Source organism: Agrobacterium sp. NPDC089420 (assembly GCF_044900305.1).
GTDB lineage: Bacteria > Pseudomonadota > Alphaproteobacteria > Rhizobiales > Rhizobiaceae > Agrobacterium.
This window is the reverse complement of record NZ_JBJDMY010000006.1, coordinates 295,026-310,455: the sequence shown is the minus strand read 5'-3', so window position 1 is coordinate 310,455 and position 15,430 is coordinate 295,026. Positions and strand designations below refer to the sequence as shown.

11 protein-coding genes are annotated in these 15,430 nt (G+C 61.0%); 8 read left to right on the top strand and 3 right to left on the bottom strand.

Features of this window, described 5'->3' with window-relative positions:
- Positions 1-14 precede the first annotated feature (14 nt).
- The 3 genes from ACI2KA_RS12355 to ACI2KA_RS12345 are packed head-to-tail and all read left to right on the top strand — an operon-like array spanning position 15 to position 3,136.
- On the top strand, positions 15-1,037 hold the full coding sequence (locus tag ACI2KA_RS12355; RefSeq protein ID WP_404502361.1) for an SIS domain-containing protein: 1,023 nt from the start codon (positions 15-17) through the stop codon (positions 1,035-1,037).
- Positions 1,034-2,206, top strand: a complete 1,173-nt coding sequence (gene nagA, locus ACI2KA_RS12350) for an N-acetylglucosamine-6-phosphate deacetylase (protein WP_404502359.1) — start codon at positions 1,034-1,036, stop codon at positions 2,204-2,206. Before ACI2KA_RS12355 ends, nagA begins: the two co-directional genes overlap by 4 nt.
- A 3-nt stretch (positions 2,207-2,209) precedes the next feature.
- A complete protein-coding gene (locus tag ACI2KA_RS12345; RefSeq protein WP_404502357.1) occupies positions 2,210-3,136 on the top strand; it encodes an ROK family protein in 927 nt (308 codons plus the stop codon).
- A 5-nt stretch (positions 3,137-3,141) separates the two neighbouring features.
- Here ACI2KA_RS12345 and ACI2KA_RS12340 read toward each other — a convergent pair whose 3' ends face one another.
- Entirely contained in the window at positions 3,142-4,407 is a 1,266-nt protein-coding gene (locus tag ACI2KA_RS12340; protein ID WP_404502355.1) for an FAD-dependent oxidoreductase, read from the bottom strand.
- A 33-nt stretch (positions 4,408-4,440) separates the two neighbouring features.
- Positions 4,441-5,142 carry a phosphatase PAP2 family protein gene (locus tag ACI2KA_RS12335; protein ID WP_404502353.1) on the bottom strand — a complete coding sequence of 234 codons (702 nt, stop codon included), beginning with the start codon at positions 5,140-5,142 and terminating at the stop codon, positions 4,441-4,443.
- Positions 5,143-5,328: 186 nt separating this feature from the next.
- Here ACI2KA_RS12335 and dxr point away from each other — a divergent pair, with 186 nt between their 5' ends.
- Positions 5,329-6,522, top strand: coding sequence for a 1-deoxy-D-xylulose-5-phosphate reductoisomerase (dxr, locus tag ACI2KA_RS12330; RefSeq protein ID WP_404502501.1), 1,194 nt, complete (start codon positions 5,329-5,331; stop codon positions 6,520-6,522).
- Between the two features lie 36 nt (positions 6,523-6,558).
- Here the strand turns inward: dxr and hemA are convergent, their stop codons facing one another.
- Positions 6,559-7,776: a 5-aminolevulinate synthase gene (hemA, locus tag ACI2KA_RS12325; protein ID WP_404502351.1), complete on the bottom strand. Its 1,218-nt coding sequence runs from the start codon at positions 7,774-7,776 to the stop codon at positions 6,559-6,561.
- Positions 7,777-8,147: 371 nt separating this feature from the next.
- Here hemA and ACI2KA_RS12320 point away from each other — a divergent pair, with 371 nt between their 5' ends.
- From ACI2KA_RS12320 to ACI2KA_RS12305, 4 genes are all read left to right on the top strand, one after another.
- Positions 8,148-8,399 (top strand): YMGG-like glycine zipper-containing protein, encoded by a 252-nt coding sequence (locus ACI2KA_RS12320; protein ID WP_003492347.1) that lies wholly within the window; start codon positions 8,148-8,150, stop codon positions 8,397-8,399.
- A gap of 175 nt (positions 8,400-8,574) precedes the next feature.
- On the top strand, positions 8,575-10,500 hold the full coding sequence (locus ACI2KA_RS12315; protein WP_404502348.1) for an autotransporter assembly complex family protein: 1,926 nt from the start codon (positions 8,575-8,577) through the stop codon (positions 10,498-10,500).
- 45 nt (positions 10,501-10,545) lie between these two features.
- The gene (locus tag ACI2KA_RS12310; RefSeq protein WP_404502346.1) at positions 10,546-14,706 is read left to right on the top strand and encodes a translocation/assembly module TamB domain-containing protein; all 4,161 of its coding nucleotides are present in this window, start codon (positions 10,546-10,548) and stop codon (positions 14,704-14,706) included.
- Between the two features lie 168 nt (positions 14,707-14,874).
- Positions 14,875-15,351, top strand: a complete 477-nt coding sequence (locus ACI2KA_RS12305; RefSeq protein WP_003504949.1) for a chemotaxis protein CheW — start codon at positions 14,875-14,877, stop codon at positions 15,349-15,351.
- Positions 15,352-15,430: the final 79 nt, after the last annotated feature.

The window sequence follows — 15,430 nt, the reverse complement described above, 5'->3', positions numbered from 1 at the left end:
AAGGACATGAAACGATGACAACCCTGATGCGCCAGGAAATCAACGAGATTCCCGATGCCGTCGCCCGTCTGCTGGACAATGCGAAAAATGATTTTCGGGAGGCCGGCAGCCAGCTGAAGGCCCGCGATCCGGCCGTCATCGTCACCATCGCGCGCGGATCTTCAGATCACGCCGCGCATTTCCTGAAATATGCGATCGAATTGCAGACCGGGCTTCCGGTGGCCTCGCTCGGCCCCTCGCTCGCATCGATCTACCAGACCAGACTGCGGCTGGAACGGGCGGCAGCCATTGCCGTTTCCCAATCCGGCAAGAGCCCGGATATCGTCGCTTTGGCGCAAAGCGCCCGCAAGGGCGGCGCGCTCACCTTCTCTCTCGTCAACACTTTGCCCTCTCCGCTTGGCGATGCGGCCAATCAGGCCATCGATATTCAGGCCGGGCCGGAAAAGGCGGTTGCCGCCACCAAGTCCTTCGTCAATTCCATCGTCGCCGGCCTCGCGATCCTTGCCGAATGGACGGAAGACACGCTGCTCGCCAAGGCCGTCGGCGCCCTGCCGCAAAATTTCGCCAGAGCCATCGCGCTGGACTGGAGCCATATTAGCGAGGCCGTCAGAGGCGAAGAATCGCTGTACATGCTGGGCCGCGGCCCGGCCCTTGCCATTGCTGCGGAAGCCGCGCTGAAATGCAAGGAAACCTGTGAGCTACATGCCGAAGCCTATTCGTCGGCGGAAGTCATGCACGGCCCGGTCTCCCTCGTCGCACCCAGATTTCCGGTCATCGCCTTCGCCGCGCGCGACCGCGCCGAAACCTCAGTGACGGATATTGCCGCAGGTCTTGCCCATAAGGGTGCCAATGTTTTTGTCACATCCGCCAAAGGCAGTCCGGCCAAGCCTTTGCCCTTCGTGGAAACCAACCATCCTTTGACCGATGCCCTGTTGCTGATTGCACCGTTTTACGGCTTCATCGAGCAATTGTCGCGCGCAAGGGGCTTCAACCCGGATGCACCCGCAGCGCTGAAGAAGGTTACGGAAACCCAATGAGCGGCATCAAGGCATTTGTCGGCGCCCGCATTTTCGACGGCGCCCTCTGGCACGATGGCAAGGTGCTCGTAACCGGTGGTGGTCATGTTGACGGCATCACCGATCCCACATCCGTACCCGCCGAAGCCGAGATTATCGATACGAACGGATTGCTGATCGCGCCCGGCTTCATCGACCTTCAGGTCAATGGCGGCGGCGGGGTGATGTTCAACAACCAGCCGGATGTGCAAGGCATTCGCCGCATCTGTACCACCCATGCGCAATTCGGCACCACGGCGCTAATGGTCACGCTCATCACCGACCGGCCGGATGTCACCTCCAGAGCCGCCGAAGCCGGCATCGCCGCCGGCAAGGCGCGGGTGCCGGGTTTCCTCGGCCTGCATTTCGAGGGTCCGCATCTTTCCGTCACGCGCAAAGGCACCCACGATCCGGCGCTGATCCGGACGATGGAAACGACCGACCTCGAGGTCCTGACCGCCTGCAAGGCCGCACTTCCTTTCGTGTTGACGACCATCGCCCCGGAAAGCGTGACCGTGGAACAGGTCGCCGCGCTCCGGCAGGCCGGTATCGTCGTTAGCCTTGGCCATACCGACACGGGCTTCGATCTGGTGACAGCCTATGCCGGGGCCGGCGTCTCCATGGTGACACATCTCTTCAACGCCATGAGCCCGCTCGGCCACCGCGAGCCGGGGCTGGTCGGGGCGGCCCTGTCAAATGGCGAGTTCAATTGCGGGCTGATCGCCGACGGTTTCCATGTCGATCCGGCCGCGATCGGCATTGCCCTGCGCGCCAAGAACGGCCCCGGCCGCATCTTCCTCGTCACCGACGCCATGTCCACCATCGGCACGGAAGATGACGGTTTCGAGCTGAACGGCCGGCGCGTCTATCGCAATGGCGGCCGCCTGACGCTTGCCGACGGCACGCTGGCGGGAGCGGATATCGACATGCTCTCCTGCATTCGTTTCATGCATGAGAAGATGAGCGTGCCGCTGGAAGAGGCCCTGAAAATGGCATCCGCCTATCCCGCCGAAGCGATTGGCGCGACGGATAAGGGAAAACTGCTGCCCGGCGCCGATGCGGATTTCGTGCTGCTGACGGCAGGCCTTCAAATGCATTCGACATGGATCGGCGGAGAAAAAATCCACGATACCGCCCATTCCGGAGCCTGAATCATGATCGTTTGTTTCGATATCGGCGGAACGACCATCAAGGGCGCGATTGCCTACGCACCGGACGATATTCGCCCCGTGCCGCGCATACCCACGCCGCAAACCAGCTTCGAGGACTTTGCCGCCAGCCTGAAATCCGTCATTGACGAAAGCGGCGGCACACCGGGCTGCGTCTCGCTGTCCATTGCCGGCGTGATCGACCCCGACACCGGCAAGGCCACGGTCGCCAATATTCAGAGCATTCATGGCCGGATGTTGAAGGAAGAGCTGGAAAAAGCCCTCAACCTTCCCGTCATCGTCTCCAATGATGCGGATTGTTTCGTGATCGCCGAATCGGAAATCGGCTCGGGACAGGGTCATCGCGTGGTCTTCGGCGTCATTCTGGGAACAGGTGTCGGTGGCGGACTGGTGATCGACGGCAAGCTCATCAACAGCGATGGCGGTTTCGCCGGCGAATGGGGGCACGGGCCGGTGGCCGCGACATTGGCCGGCAACCCGCCGGTGGCGCTGCCGCGCTTCGAATGCGGTTGTGGTCTCACCGGTTGCGTGGATGCCATCGGCAGCGCCCGTGGCATGGAAAAGCTGCATCTGCATCTTCATCGGCAGGAGATGACGAGCGAGGACATCATCGCCGCCTGGCAGGCGGGCGATGGCCAGGCCGCGAGAACGATCGATATTCTTGTCGATATTCTCGCCTCTCCGCTGGCCATGGTGATCAATGTTACCGGCGCGACCATCGTTCCGGTCGGCGGCGGACTTTCAAATTCAAGGGAACTGCTCGCTGCTCTGGACGAGGCGATGCGGGCGCGCATTCTCCGACGCTTCACCCGACCGCTGGTCGTGCCGGCCATCTGCAGGATCGAGCCGGGGCTCATCGGCTCGGCGGTGCTCGGGCTGAAACATGCGCGTAAAATTGCGCTTGTTTCCTGACCGGCCTATGTCTCGATCTTTTCCCGCCTGAAGCCAAGTCCCACCACCCGGCCGGTCACATGCGCAAGCAATGGAAACCGCATAATCGCCCGCACGATGGCCGGCGGTCTTTTCGGCTTTTCAGAATCCGCAGGGACGTTTCTGCCGTCGTCCTTCTTCCTGCCGATACGCATCATCCGCTGCAGAAATTGCGTGGCCCTTGTCGGGAAGGAACGCCGCGTCTCGATTGCGGCAAGATCGTCATCGGCAATGGCCCGGCCGGACAGAAGCACCGGGATCAAGATATTAGCCGCCGCAACCGCGTCCTGAATGGCGAGATTGATGCCGACGCCGCCGACAGGCGACATGGCATGGGCCGCATCGCCGATGCAGATCAAACCGGGTTTCCACCAGCGCTTCAGCCGGTCGATCCGAACGGTCAGGAGATGCACATCGTCCCAGCTTGCGAGTTCGTCCAGCCTCCGGCGCGGGAAAGGGCAGATTTCCGCAACCCGGTCCCTGAAAGCCTCCAGCCCTTGACGTTTTATGTCCTCAAAAAAACCCTTGCGCACCACATAACCGCATTGCCAATAGTCGCCGCGGTTGATCATGACGAAGCCCTGCCGCGAGCCGGCATGTCCCATGGTTTCGGTCGAATCACCCGGCTGTTTCGAAAGGCGCATCCACAGCACCTCGGTCGGAACGCCGAAGCGCTGGACTTCGAGCCCCGCCGTCTCTCTGACGATGGAATTGCGCCCATCCGCGCCCACCACCAGATCGGCGGCGATCTCAATGGCGCCGCCGGGCGTTTCGACGATGAGCCCGCCAACGCGCCCGTCATGTTCGATGAGCCCGGTCACCGGCGCAGTCATCAGCAGCCGGAAATTCTCATATTGCCCTGCCTTGCCGACGATGAAATTGAGAAAATCCCATTGCGGCATGAAGGCGATGAAGCGGTGACGGACCGGCAGCCGGGAAAAATCCGCAATCGTAATCCGCTCGCCGCCGATAACCGCATTCAGCCGCGGCGCACGTGTATGCGGCAGGTTGAGGAATTCCTCGATGAAACCCAGCTGCTCCATCAGCTCGAGCGTCGAGGGATGGATGGTATCGCCGCGAAAATCGCGCAGGAAGTCCCCATGTTTCTCGACCACGATCACATCGATACCACTGCGGGCAAGCAGCAGGCCAAGCATGAGCCCCGCCGGCCCGCCACCGGCCACCGCGACGGACGTGCGGATATGCTGAACGGCCCTGCCGCTGCCTTCCGGCGCGATTGTCGCTTCTTCCATCACCCTCTCCCGTCTTCGTCCCGCTGAAGGCTGCTATTGCCGTCCTTCGACAGGGAGCTTTGCATTCTTCGGCTGCGGCCACCCCTGTGCATCAAACCGAAACAGCATTTCGGACCGGGCAAAGATAAAGGCGAAGGCCATGGCCGTCCACATGCCAAGTAGCAAACCGGCGGCCACATCGCTCGGATAATGCGCGCCGACGATCACGCGCGACACGCCGATGACGAGCGCAAGCAGAAGGAAGGCCCAACGAAAGCGCGGCATCAGCATGGCGAAAACACCGAAAAATGCGCCGGCGGCGGTCGAATGGCCGGAGGGAAAGCTTTCATAGAGATTGTCGCCGGTAAAGGGCGTGAGGCTATAGGCACCCATTTCCAGAAAAAGCTCCGGTCGCGCCCGACCGATCAGGAATTTGAGCGTATGGACGAGAATGCTCGCCGTTCCGATGGTCAGGAAGAAATAGGCGAAAAGCCGCCACGCCGTTCTCAGCCGGCCGGCATAGGTCTGTGCCTGCAGCACCCGCGCGGCGATGTAGACAAGAATGGCGAGAGCGCCGGTTGAATAAAGCATCCAGCTGAAGGTTCCGAAATCGGTGATGGCACGATTGAAGGAAACGACCCCGCCGGGCAGAGCCTGCGCGCTTTCGGAAAGACGCGGATCAAAAGGAATGAAGGCAAGGACCAGCACAAGGCTGGCCGCAAAAATCCACCCGCTGGAAACTAGAAATCGTCGCATCAAGGTCCTCTCATCGTTTTCTTGCATATGGCTTTGCCGTCCGCAAAAACAATAGCCCGGGGTTTGTCCTTGTTATGGCTGGTTTTCACGAGTAGAGGCTAATGCATGTCGCCCGAAAATGTGCTGCGGTTTCGAAAGAAACGCATGCCGCAATGGTGCGAAGCGCAACCGACCGACGGACTGAAAATGACGAATGCCAGTGAAATGCCGCGCAAGCTGACCATATTGGGTTCGACGGGGTCGATCGGCACCAATACGCTGGATGTCGTGCATCAGCTAGGCGGCCGCGGCGCATTCGAGATCGTGGCTTTGACCGGCGCGGGAAATATCGCGCTTCTGGCGCAACAGGCGCGTGAATTTGGCGCGCAGCTGGCAGTCACCGCCGACGATGACAAATATGAAGCGCTGAGATCCGCCCTTGCCGGCACCGGCATCACGGTTGCCGCCGGCAAATCCGGGCTCGAAGAGGCGGCTTCGATGGAGGCCGGCTGGGTGATGGCGGCGATTGCCGGAACGCCCGGCCTTGCCCCGACATTGACAGCCGCCAGGCGCGGGGCGGATATCGCCCTTGCCAACAAGGAGTGCCTGGTTTCGGCGGGCGATGTTTTTCTGCGCACGGTCAGACAGGGCGGCGGCAGGCTGATCCCGGTCGACAGCGAACACAGCGCCATATTCCAGTGCCTGACCGGCGATCACAGAAAGGCCGTGGAGCGCATCGTGCTGACGGCCTCCGGCGGGCCGTTCCGTACCTGGTCGCGGGACCAGATGGCCAATGTCACCGCGGAAGTCGCCCGTGCCCATCCCAACTGGTCGATGGGGCTGAAGGTCTCCATCGGCAGCGCTTCCATGTTCAACAAGGGGCTGGAAATGATCGAGGCGAAATATCTCTTCGATCTCCGGCCCGACCAGGTGGAAGTAATCGTCCACCCGCAATCGATCGTGCATTCGATGGTGGGTTACAGCGACGGCTCCTATATCGCCCAGCTCGGCTCGCCCGATATGCGCACCGCCATTTCCTATGCGCTCACCTATCCCCAACGCGGCAATCTGACCGTCGAGAGGCTGGATTTCGCGAAACTGGCACGGCTCGATTTCGAGGCACCGGACGAAGCCCGCTTCCCCGCGCTGCGGCTCGCCCGCAAGGCGCTAGAGCGTGGCGGTTTGCAGGGTGCAGCCCTGAACGCAGCCGAAGAAACCGCGTTTCACGCCTTCGTCGCGGGCAGCATCGGTTTCCTCGATATGGCCGAAATCGTCGAAACGGTGATGGACCGCATGCATGACGGCCGCTCTGCCGCCACGATTGACGATGTGTTTGCGGCGGATGAGGAAGCCCGCCGCCACGCCCGCGATATCATCGCCAGCAAAGAAAAGGCCGCGTAAACGCGGCCCCACTCTTCTTTTATCTGAATTGCAGCCTCACGCCACCGCGCGCGCCAGTGCGCAATGCGACCAGAGCTGATGCAGCGCGCCGACAAGATGCTCGATATCGGCATCGCTGTGCAGCGGCGTCGGCGTGATGCGCAGACGCTCGGTCTTGCGCGGCACGGTCGGATAATTGATCGGCTGCACATAGACGCCGTGACTGTCGAGCAGGATATCCGAAATCCACTTGCATTTGGCGGCATCGCCCACCATCACCGGCACGATGTGGCTCGGATTGTCCATATGCGGAATGCCGCGCGCATCGAGAAGCCCGCGCAGCTTGCGCACCCGATCCTGATGGCGGGCGCGCTCGAAGGGGCTTGCCTTCAGATGCTGGATCGAGGCGATGGCGCCGGCGGCAAGCGATGGCGGCAGGGCCGTCGTGAAGATGAAGCCGGATGCGAAAGAACGGATGAAGTCGCACACCGCAGTGGAACCGGTAATATAACCGCCCATCACACCGAAGGCCTTGCCGAGCGTGCCTTCGATGATCGTCAGGCGATCCATCAGGCCTTCGCGCTCGGCGATGCCGCCGCCGCGCGGACCGTACATGCCGACGGCGTGAACCTCGTCGAGGTAGGTCATGGCGCCATAACGATCCGCCAGATCGCAGATTTCCCTGATCGGCGCGATATCGCCATCCATCGAATAAACGGATTCGAAAGCGATCAGCTTCGGCGCGTCCGGGTCGGCAGCCTTGAGCTTCGCCTCGAGATCGTCAAGATCGTTGTGTTTCCAGATCACCCGCTCGCAACGGCCATAACGGATGCCCTCGATCATCGATGCGTGGTTGAGCGCATCCGAGAAAATGATCAGCCCTGGAATTTTCTGGCCGAGCGTACCAAGGGTTGCCCAGTTGGACACATAACCCGAGGTGAAGATCAGCGCCGATTCCTTGCCGTGCAGATCGGCAAGTTCGCGCTCAAGCAGGACGTGGTAATGGTTGGTGCCAGAAATATTCCGGGTGCCTCCCGCACCCGCGCCACAGTGGTCGATGGCGGCTTTCATGGCTTCGATGACTTTCGGATTCTGGCCCATGCCGAGATAATCATTGGAGCACCAGACCGTGACATCCTTGCGCTCGCCATTGGCGCCATACCGTGTCGCACGCGGAAAATTGCCCTGCTGGCGTTCGATATCCGCAAAAACGCGATAGCGTCCCTCAGAATGCAGGCTTTGCAGTTCCGCCGTGAAAAATGCCTCGAAGTCCATGCCATGCTCCAGAATTGACCAGATCGTTTTCTGCCCCGGCGCCGGGACCGTCAACCCTTGCGGGTCACTTTAACCGCGTCTGCGTCAATTCGCCGTTGTTTTGAACCATTCCAATAAACCGTTTATAGGAGCCGATTGAAAGTACAAAATTGATTCACATCAAAAAACCCGGATTTTTGGAACCTTTTTTACGCCGCGCCGTTGTTTGGGACGCAATCGATTTACGCTCGGAGGAATGCCTGAAACAGGAGGCTTCCCTAAACGACATCGAATTGTTAGTTATCTGTGGCGGTCGGAGGTAGCAGTCGCCGCAGATAAATATGGGACGCCTACCGAGCCGAAGAGCTCATTGTAACGTTGGAGAGAGTTTCATGAAAAAGGCAATCATATTTGCGCTGGTCGGCCTGTCGCTCGCAAGCTGCACGCAGACCGAAAAGGGAGCTTCGATCGGTGCCGTTTCCGGTGCGGTCCTCGGCGGCGCTATCACGGGCAACGTTCGTGGCGCAGCTGTTGGCGCGGCAATTGGCGGCGTCGGCGGCGCTCTGATCGGCAATGCTTCCGAGCCGGGCTATTGCTATTATCGCGACCAGTACGGTCAGCGTTACACGGCGCGTTGCCGTTAATCGCTTCGCGAAATACCGTTGCACAGAAGCCCCGGTCACCCGGGGCTTTTTGCGTTTAGGACGGCAAAACACCAGTCGAAGGGTCCTCAAAGCCGTTTATTTATGATTAAATTGCAATGTTAACGGACAGGAAACGGGTTAGAGCGACAATAAATGCTCAACCATAAAGCAGCTTATGCGAAGAACACGAACTAACCCGAAGACAGGTATTGCGTATCGGAAAGCTGGCACCGCGCTCGCGGTTGCTTTCACGTTCGCCCTGTATCCGGCGTTTACCCGTGATGCCTTTGCTTTCAAACTGTTCGGCGTGCGCCTCTGGGGTTCCGAAGAACCGGAGGTCGAGGTTATCAATCCGGTCAAATACGCCGTCACGCTCGATGCGGGCGAAGCAGACAAGGCGCTGAAGGGCAGCCTCGAAAACAGCTCACTGCTTCTGGCCGACAAGGACAAGCCTGCCTCCGGCGATCTCGGCCTTCTGATAAAGGCGAGAGATGACAGGGACAGGCTGATTGCGGCGCTTTATGAAAACGCCCGTTATGGCGGTATCGTCAAGGTCACCGTCGCCGGCAGGGATGTGGACGCTCTGCCGCCCAATCCGGTGTTCGATCACAGCAGCCCCGTACCGGTGGTCATCACGGTGACGCCAGGCCCGAAATTCACGCTCGGCAGCGTCCGCCTCGAAGGCGATGTGGCGGGCCGCAACCTTGAAGACTATGGCCTCACCACCGGCGGCGATGCCGGTTCTCTGGCGATCATCCGCGCCGGCAACAAGCTGATCGATGATCTGAAGGCCGAAGGCCGGCCGCTTGCCAAGCTGACGAAACGCGAGGCGGTCGCGAACCATGCGACAAACACCGTCGATATCACCATGGCCGCCGAAGGCGGACCCGTCGCCCCTCTCGGCACGGTCACCGTCACCGGCGAAAAAACCGTCGACGGCGACTTTATCCGCCGTTATTCCCGCCTGAATGGCGGCGAGCCCTATTCGCCGGAAAAACTGCGCAAGGCGGCGGACAGATTGCGCCAGCTGGGTGTCTTTTCCAGCCTGACGATCAAGGAAGCGGGAACGCTCGCCCGCGACGGCACGATTCCGCTGACCATCGAGGTATCCGAAGGCAAGCACCGCTATTTCGGCGTCGGCGCACAATATTCCACCACGGAAGGCATTGGCCTCCAGGGATATTGGGGCCACCGGAACCTGTTCGGACAGGCGGAATCCCTGCGTATCGAAGGCTCGGTGTCGCGCATCGCCGAAGCGTCGAGCGTGGAAGGCATGGATTATTCGGCCGGCATCACCTTTACCAAGCCTGGCATGTTCAATCCGCGCACCACATTCAAGACCAGCCTGATCGCCAAGACCGAGCATCCCGATACCTATGAAGCCAAAACGCTGACGGGAACCGCCGGTTTCAGCTACGAGCTGAACGATACCGACACGGCAGCGGCCGGTCTGGAAGTGCAATGGGCCGATACCGAGGATGCGTTCGGCAAGAACGAATATCTCACCACCTCGATCCCGCTGGAATTCGTTCGCGATACCCGCGATGACAAGCTCAATCCAACCGAAGGTTTTCGTGCCTCGGTGGCCGCCAAGCCCAGCTATGAAGCGCTGAACGGCACGATCTTTTCCTCTTTCGAGGGCTCCATTTCCGGTTACAAGGGGCTGGGCGCGGAAGACCGCCTGATCATGGCCGGGAAACTGTCGGGCGGTGTGCTCGTCGGCGGCAGCGACCTGCAGGACATCCCCACAACACGCCGCTTTTATGCCGGCGGCGGCGGATCCGTGCGCGGTTACAGCTATCAGGAAATATCGCCCTACAACGCAGCCGGCGACGCGACCGGTGGCCGTTCCTATGTGGTCGGCTCCATCGAAGCCCGCATCAAGGTCACCGATACGATCGGTATCGTGCCTTTCATCGATGCCGGCGTGGTTTCGGAGGATGTGGCGCCCGATTTTTCCGATATCCGGGCGGGTGCCGGTATCGGTCTGCGTTATGCAACGCCCTTCGGACCTTTGCGTCTCGATGTTGCCATGCCGCTTGAAAAATATGATGGCGGTAACAGTTTCGGCATTTATGCTGGTATCGGCCAGTCTTTTTAAACGCCGCCATCGAACACCCTTACAACAGAGTGTAGATTACCTTTGATGAAAACGTTGATTCGATTGCTGAAATGGCTGGGCTACGTCGCCTTGTGCGGCGTGGTGCTGGTGTTGCTTGCGGTTCTGTTCGTCGGTTTTACGCCGATGGGCGCCAGAATGGCCGCAAAGCAGATTTCATCGCTCGTATCAACGCCCGATCAGACGATCGAAATCTCGCCCCCCAGCGGTCTTTTGACCGGCCGCCTGCGGCTCGACAATGTCACGATTTCGGACCGGCAGGGACCCTATGCCCGCGTGAACCAGATCGCCGTCGACTGGTCGCCGCTCTCGCTTCTGGCCGGAACCTTTCACGCCGATCACGTGTCGGCCGGATCGATCGACGTCGAGCGCAAGCCGGTCGCCTCCGGGCAGGCGACCACCAAAAGTTCCGGCAGCACCTCGTTGCCGATCGAAATCGCAATCGACAATTTCAGCTTTCCCGATATCAGTCTCGGGCAATCGCTTCTCGGCAGCCCTTTCGAACTGACGGCCGAAGGCAATCTCAAGGCCGCACGGGACGATATCAGGCTGTCGCTCACGGCCCATCGGGTGAATGCGGCGGATGCCGCCGTCAACGCCGACATTGCCTTCCTGCCGAATGAAAACGTCCTGAAACTGAAAGCGGAGATGAAGGAGCCCGAAGGCGGTCTGCTTGCCACGCTGCTGTCGCTTCCCGGCACACCCGCCGTGGCGATCGACGTGAACGGCGAAGGGCCGCTTTCCAACTGGACCGGCACGCTGCGCGGCAACGTCGCTGGCAATCCGGTAATCAATCTCAGCGGTCGCCATATTCTGGGCGATGACGGCACGCGCCGTATCGAAGTCGCCGGCGGCGGCCAGCCTGACCTGCTTCTGCCACCCGCCTTCCGCCAGCTTTTTGCCGGCGAGACCAAGCTCGACGCCACTGCCACGCTGTCGCCGCAGGGCCGCATCGATATCGGCAGCAGCACGCTGGAAACCGGCACATTATTGCTGACCGCCTCCGGCACCGTCGATCCAAATGGCCAGAACGATCTTGCCGCCAATCTCATCGGCACCGCCGGCCCGGTGGATTTCCGCTGGCCGCTGGAGAGCGGTGAAGTCCAGGCCCTCATCAACGGTCTCGATCTTTCCCTGAAGGGTGGTGCGGACGCCGCACATCTCAAGACCACGGCATCATTGCGCAGCCTTGCCCTGCCGCAGGGCCGGCTTGACGATGTCAAGCTGACGGCCGAAAGCGCCGATCTCAACATCGCCAGCCGCAGCGGCACCATCGCCACCGTTCTCTCAGTCGCGCAATCGTCCTTCGTCAGCCCCGATATCGACCGGTTGGTGCGCGCTCCTCTCACCATCAAGGCGCCGCTCAGCCTCAGCGCATCCGCCATCGGTTTTGACGGCGCGACGCTGGAAAGCGCCAGTGTCGGCGGAACGCTGAACGGCAGTTTCAATCTGTCCGCCAATCGGCTGACATCCAGCCTGCAGCTCTTCGCGCTGCCGGCTACCCTGCCTCCGGCGCTTGCGGAAAAATTCGACACCACAATTGCGCTGCAGGGCGATATCGACCTGACCATCGGTGGGCGCATCGAAGTGCAGAACCTCACCGTCAAATCCGGGACGATAGAGGCGGCGGGCAATGTCAGTCTTGAAAACGATGCGCTGAACGCCAGCCTGACGGGCAAGTTTCCCGCTCTCGAAAAGCTGACACCGCAGGCAAAGGGCGTTGCCGATTTTGCGATTGACGCCAGCGGCGCGGTTTCGGCGCCGGATTTCAACGTCACCCTGAGCTCTGAAAGCGCGATACTTGCCGGCCGCACCCTCGAAGCGCTGAAAGTCAACGCCACCGGCAAAGCCGACCCGGCTGCACCGCAGGCAAAGCTCACCGCCAGCGGCAGCCTCGACCGGCAGAAGATCGACGCCAACGCCAATGTGGTGCAGACACAAAACGGAACGGCAATCCCCGAACTGCATGTGGCGGTGGGCCGCAACCTGCTGAACGGACAGCTGCAATTTTCGCAGCAATTCCTGCCGACAGGCAATCTCTCCTTCAATTTCCCCGATCTTGCGCTGCTGGCCGCACTGGCCGCGCAGCAGGCGGACGGGGATATTGCCGGCGATATCGCCTTGAGCAATGCCAACGGCCGGATCGCCGCGACGATAAAGGCGAACGGCGGCAGCATCCGCCAGGGAACCACGGTGATCTCGAAGCTGGCCGCGGATATTTCCATCGACGACCTGCAGGCGCTTGCCATCAACGGCAAGGTCAGTGCCGACAGCGTCAATGCCGGCGCGGCCTCGATTTCCGGTCTCAATGCCACTATCGGCCATTCCGGCACAACGACCGCATTCGACGTCAACGGCCGTTATGACAATGCGCCCTTGGTGGTGAAGGGCAGCGCCGATACCGGCGGATCACCGATGACGGTGAGGCTCGATACGTTTTCCGCCGCGCCGAAGGGCATTGCGGTGCGGCTTGAAAAACCAAGCACCATTGCCATCCAGAACGGCACGGCCCGCATCTCCGGCCTGACCATCATCACTGGCGACGGGCGCGTGGAGGTCAACGGCACCGCCGGATCGACACTCGACATCAATGCCGATATCCGGGCGCTCCCCGCCAATCTCGCAAACGCCTTCGCCGCCGGGCTGGACGCCGCAGGCAGCATATCCGGCACCGTCAGCGCCAAGGGGGCGGCATCCGATCCATCCGTCGATTATAATCTCACCTGGGCGAATGCGGAGGTCGCACAGACCCGCGCCGCGGGACTTGCCGCGCTGGGCATCAAGGCAAACGGCCGCTTTGCCGGCGGCACCCTGCAGATCGACACGAATGTGACCGGTCAGGGCGGCATGTCGCTTGCGGGCGGTGGTTCGCTTGGCATCGCCGGCAATCGCCCGCTCTCCCTGGCCTTTACCGGCCGGCTGCCCTTCTCCGCCGTCGCGGCGCAGACGGCCGCCCAGGGCCTCGATGTGGATGGCACCGCCGCCATCGACGTGAAAATTTCCGGCAGCGCCACAGCACCTGTCGTGACCGGCAGCATCACCACCGATGGCACGCGCCTGACCGACGTGCGCAGAAACCTGACCGTCAATGGACTGGGCGCCACCATCACCTTCGACCGCGATCGCGCCGTCATTTCCCGATTGACGGGCAAGCTGGCGGGCGGCGGCACGATTTCAGGAACCGGCAGCGTCGGCATAGCCGGCGGCTCGGGTTTCCCCGCCGATATTTCGATCACGCTGGATCGCGCCGGTTATAATGACGGAACGCTGGTGACGACAGTGGTAAGCGGCACGCTGACACTGAAAGGTCCGCTCTTGAGTTCGCCGGTGCTGGGCGGCAATCTGACGCTCGACAGAAGCGCCATAACCATTCCGGAGAAGCTCCCGGCGTCGTTGACGGAGATCGACGTCAAGCACAAGAACGCCCCGCCGAAGGTACGGGCGCAGGCCAAGGCGCTTGGCGCCGATCAGGGCGGCAGCGGCAGTTCCTCCACCATCAATCTCGATCTGCAGGTGAATGCACCGAGCGGCATCTTTGTGCGCGGGCGCGGCGTCGATGCCGAGCTGACCGGCAATCTGACGATCCGCGGCACCGCTGCCGTTCCCGTCATCTCCGGCGGCTTTGAAATGCGCCGCGGCAGGCTTGAAATCCTCACCCGCCGTCTTGATTTCACCACCGGTAATATCAGCTTCGGCGGCGGCCTCGTCCCGGTTCTGGATATGAAGGCAGACTCGACGGCCGGTTCAACCACGATCACGGTGTCGGTGTCGGGCAATGCCAACGACCCGACCTTTGCTTTCTCCTCGTCGCCGGCCCTGCCGCAGGATGAGGTGATGGCGCAGCTGATCTTCGGTCAGTCGATGTCGAAACTCTCCGCCCTGCAGATCGCAAGGCTGGCGGATGCCGCCGCCCAGCTGGCCGGGGGACGCTCGACCTCGCTGTTCGACAAGCTCAGAAGCAATCTCGGCGTCGACGATCTCGATATCTCGACGGATTCCGAAGGACAGGCCCGCGTTTCCGCCGGCAAATATCTCAACGAGAGAACCTATCTCGAGCTGCAGCAGAGCGGCGAATCCGGTGCGAAGGCGATCATCAACCTCGATGTCGGACGCGGCGTGAAACTGCGTGGCGAAGCGGGCGGCGATGGCGAAGGCGCAGCCGGGATATTTTACGAGAAGGAATATTGAGAGCGGACCGCATTTAGGTTTGCGAAACCATCTCGTGATACGACTCTTCCATTGAAGACGGAAATATTGTTTCCGGCTGTTCAGGCACCAGGCAGAACGCCAAACCCGCATATGCAAGTGTCGGTGCACTTGCGCCGGCCTCCACAGCGAGCATTGGGAAGAATTCTGATGGCAATGATAAACTCTACCAATTTTGGCGGTGAGACGCTCGAAATCATCGCATTCCGCCTGCATGATCAGGAATTTTGCGTCAAGACGACCACGATCCGCGAAATTCGCGGCTGGGCGCCTTCCACGCCCATTCCTCACGCGCCGAAAGACGTCATCGGTGTCATGAACCTGCGCGGCTCTGTCATTCCGATCATCGATCTGGCCCACAAGCTCGGCATGAAAAGCACCGTGGCCAACGAAAGAAGCGCCATCGTGGTGGCTGAGGTGCACAATATGGTCATCGGCATGCTGGTCGACCGTGTGTCCGATATCCTGACGATCCCGGCAAACCAGGTCCAGCCCGTTCCGGAGATCTCGGCCTCCTTCGACAAGTCCTATTCCGAAGGCATCATTGCCAACGAACACGGCATGATCTGCTTCCTGAACCTTGCAAAGATGTTCAAGGGAACCGAAGCCGAAGACCTCGCCGCCTGAGCGCACATAGCGGGCCACGAAAAACGCTCGCTGCGACTATCGACAATTGCACCAGACCGCCGGGGTACTTCCCCGGCGG

Bases quoted from the DNA above. Each gene is read 5' to 3' on its own strand.
- ACI2KA_RS12315 (WP_404502348.1), top strand. From the start codon at position 8,575: ATGCGAAGAACACGAACTAACCCGAAGACAGGTATTGCGTATCGGAAA.
- dxr (WP_404502501.1), top strand. From the start codon at position 5,329: ATGACGAATGCCAGTGAAATGCCGCGCAAGCTGACCATATTGGGTTCG.
- ACI2KA_RS12335 (WP_404502353.1), bottom strand. From the start codon at position 5,142: ATGCGACGATTTCTAGTTTCCAGCGGGTGGATTTTTGCGGCCAGCCTT.
- nagA (WP_404502359.1), top strand. From the start codon at position 1,034: ATGAGCGGCATCAAGGCATTTGTCGGCGCCCGCATTTTCGACGGCGCC.
- ACI2KA_RS12305 (WP_003504949.1), top strand. From the start codon at position 14,875: ATGGCAATGATAAACTCTACCAATTTTGGCGGTGAGACGCTCGAAATC.
- ACI2KA_RS12340 (WP_404502355.1), bottom strand. From the start codon at position 4,407: ATGGAAGAAGCGACAATCGCGCCGGAAGGCAGCGGCAGGGCCGTTCAG.
- ACI2KA_RS12320 (WP_003492347.1), top strand. From the start codon at position 8,148: ATGAAAAAGGCAATCATATTTGCGCTGGTCGGCCTGTCGCTCGCAAGC.
- ACI2KA_RS12355 (WP_404502361.1), top strand. From the start codon at position 15: ATGACAACCCTGATGCGCCAGGAAATCAACGAGATTCCCGATGCCGTC.
- ACI2KA_RS12310 (WP_404502346.1), top strand. From the start codon at position 10,546: ATGAAAACGTTGATTCGATTGCTGAAATGGCTGGGCTACGTCGCCTTG.
- ACI2KA_RS12345 (WP_404502357.1), top strand. From the start codon at position 2,210: ATGATCGTTTGTTTCGATATCGGCGGAACGACCATCAAGGGCGCGATT.
- hemA (WP_404502351.1), bottom strand. From the start codon at position 7,776: ATGGACTTCGAGGCATTTTTCACGGCGGAACTGCAAAGCCTGCATTCT.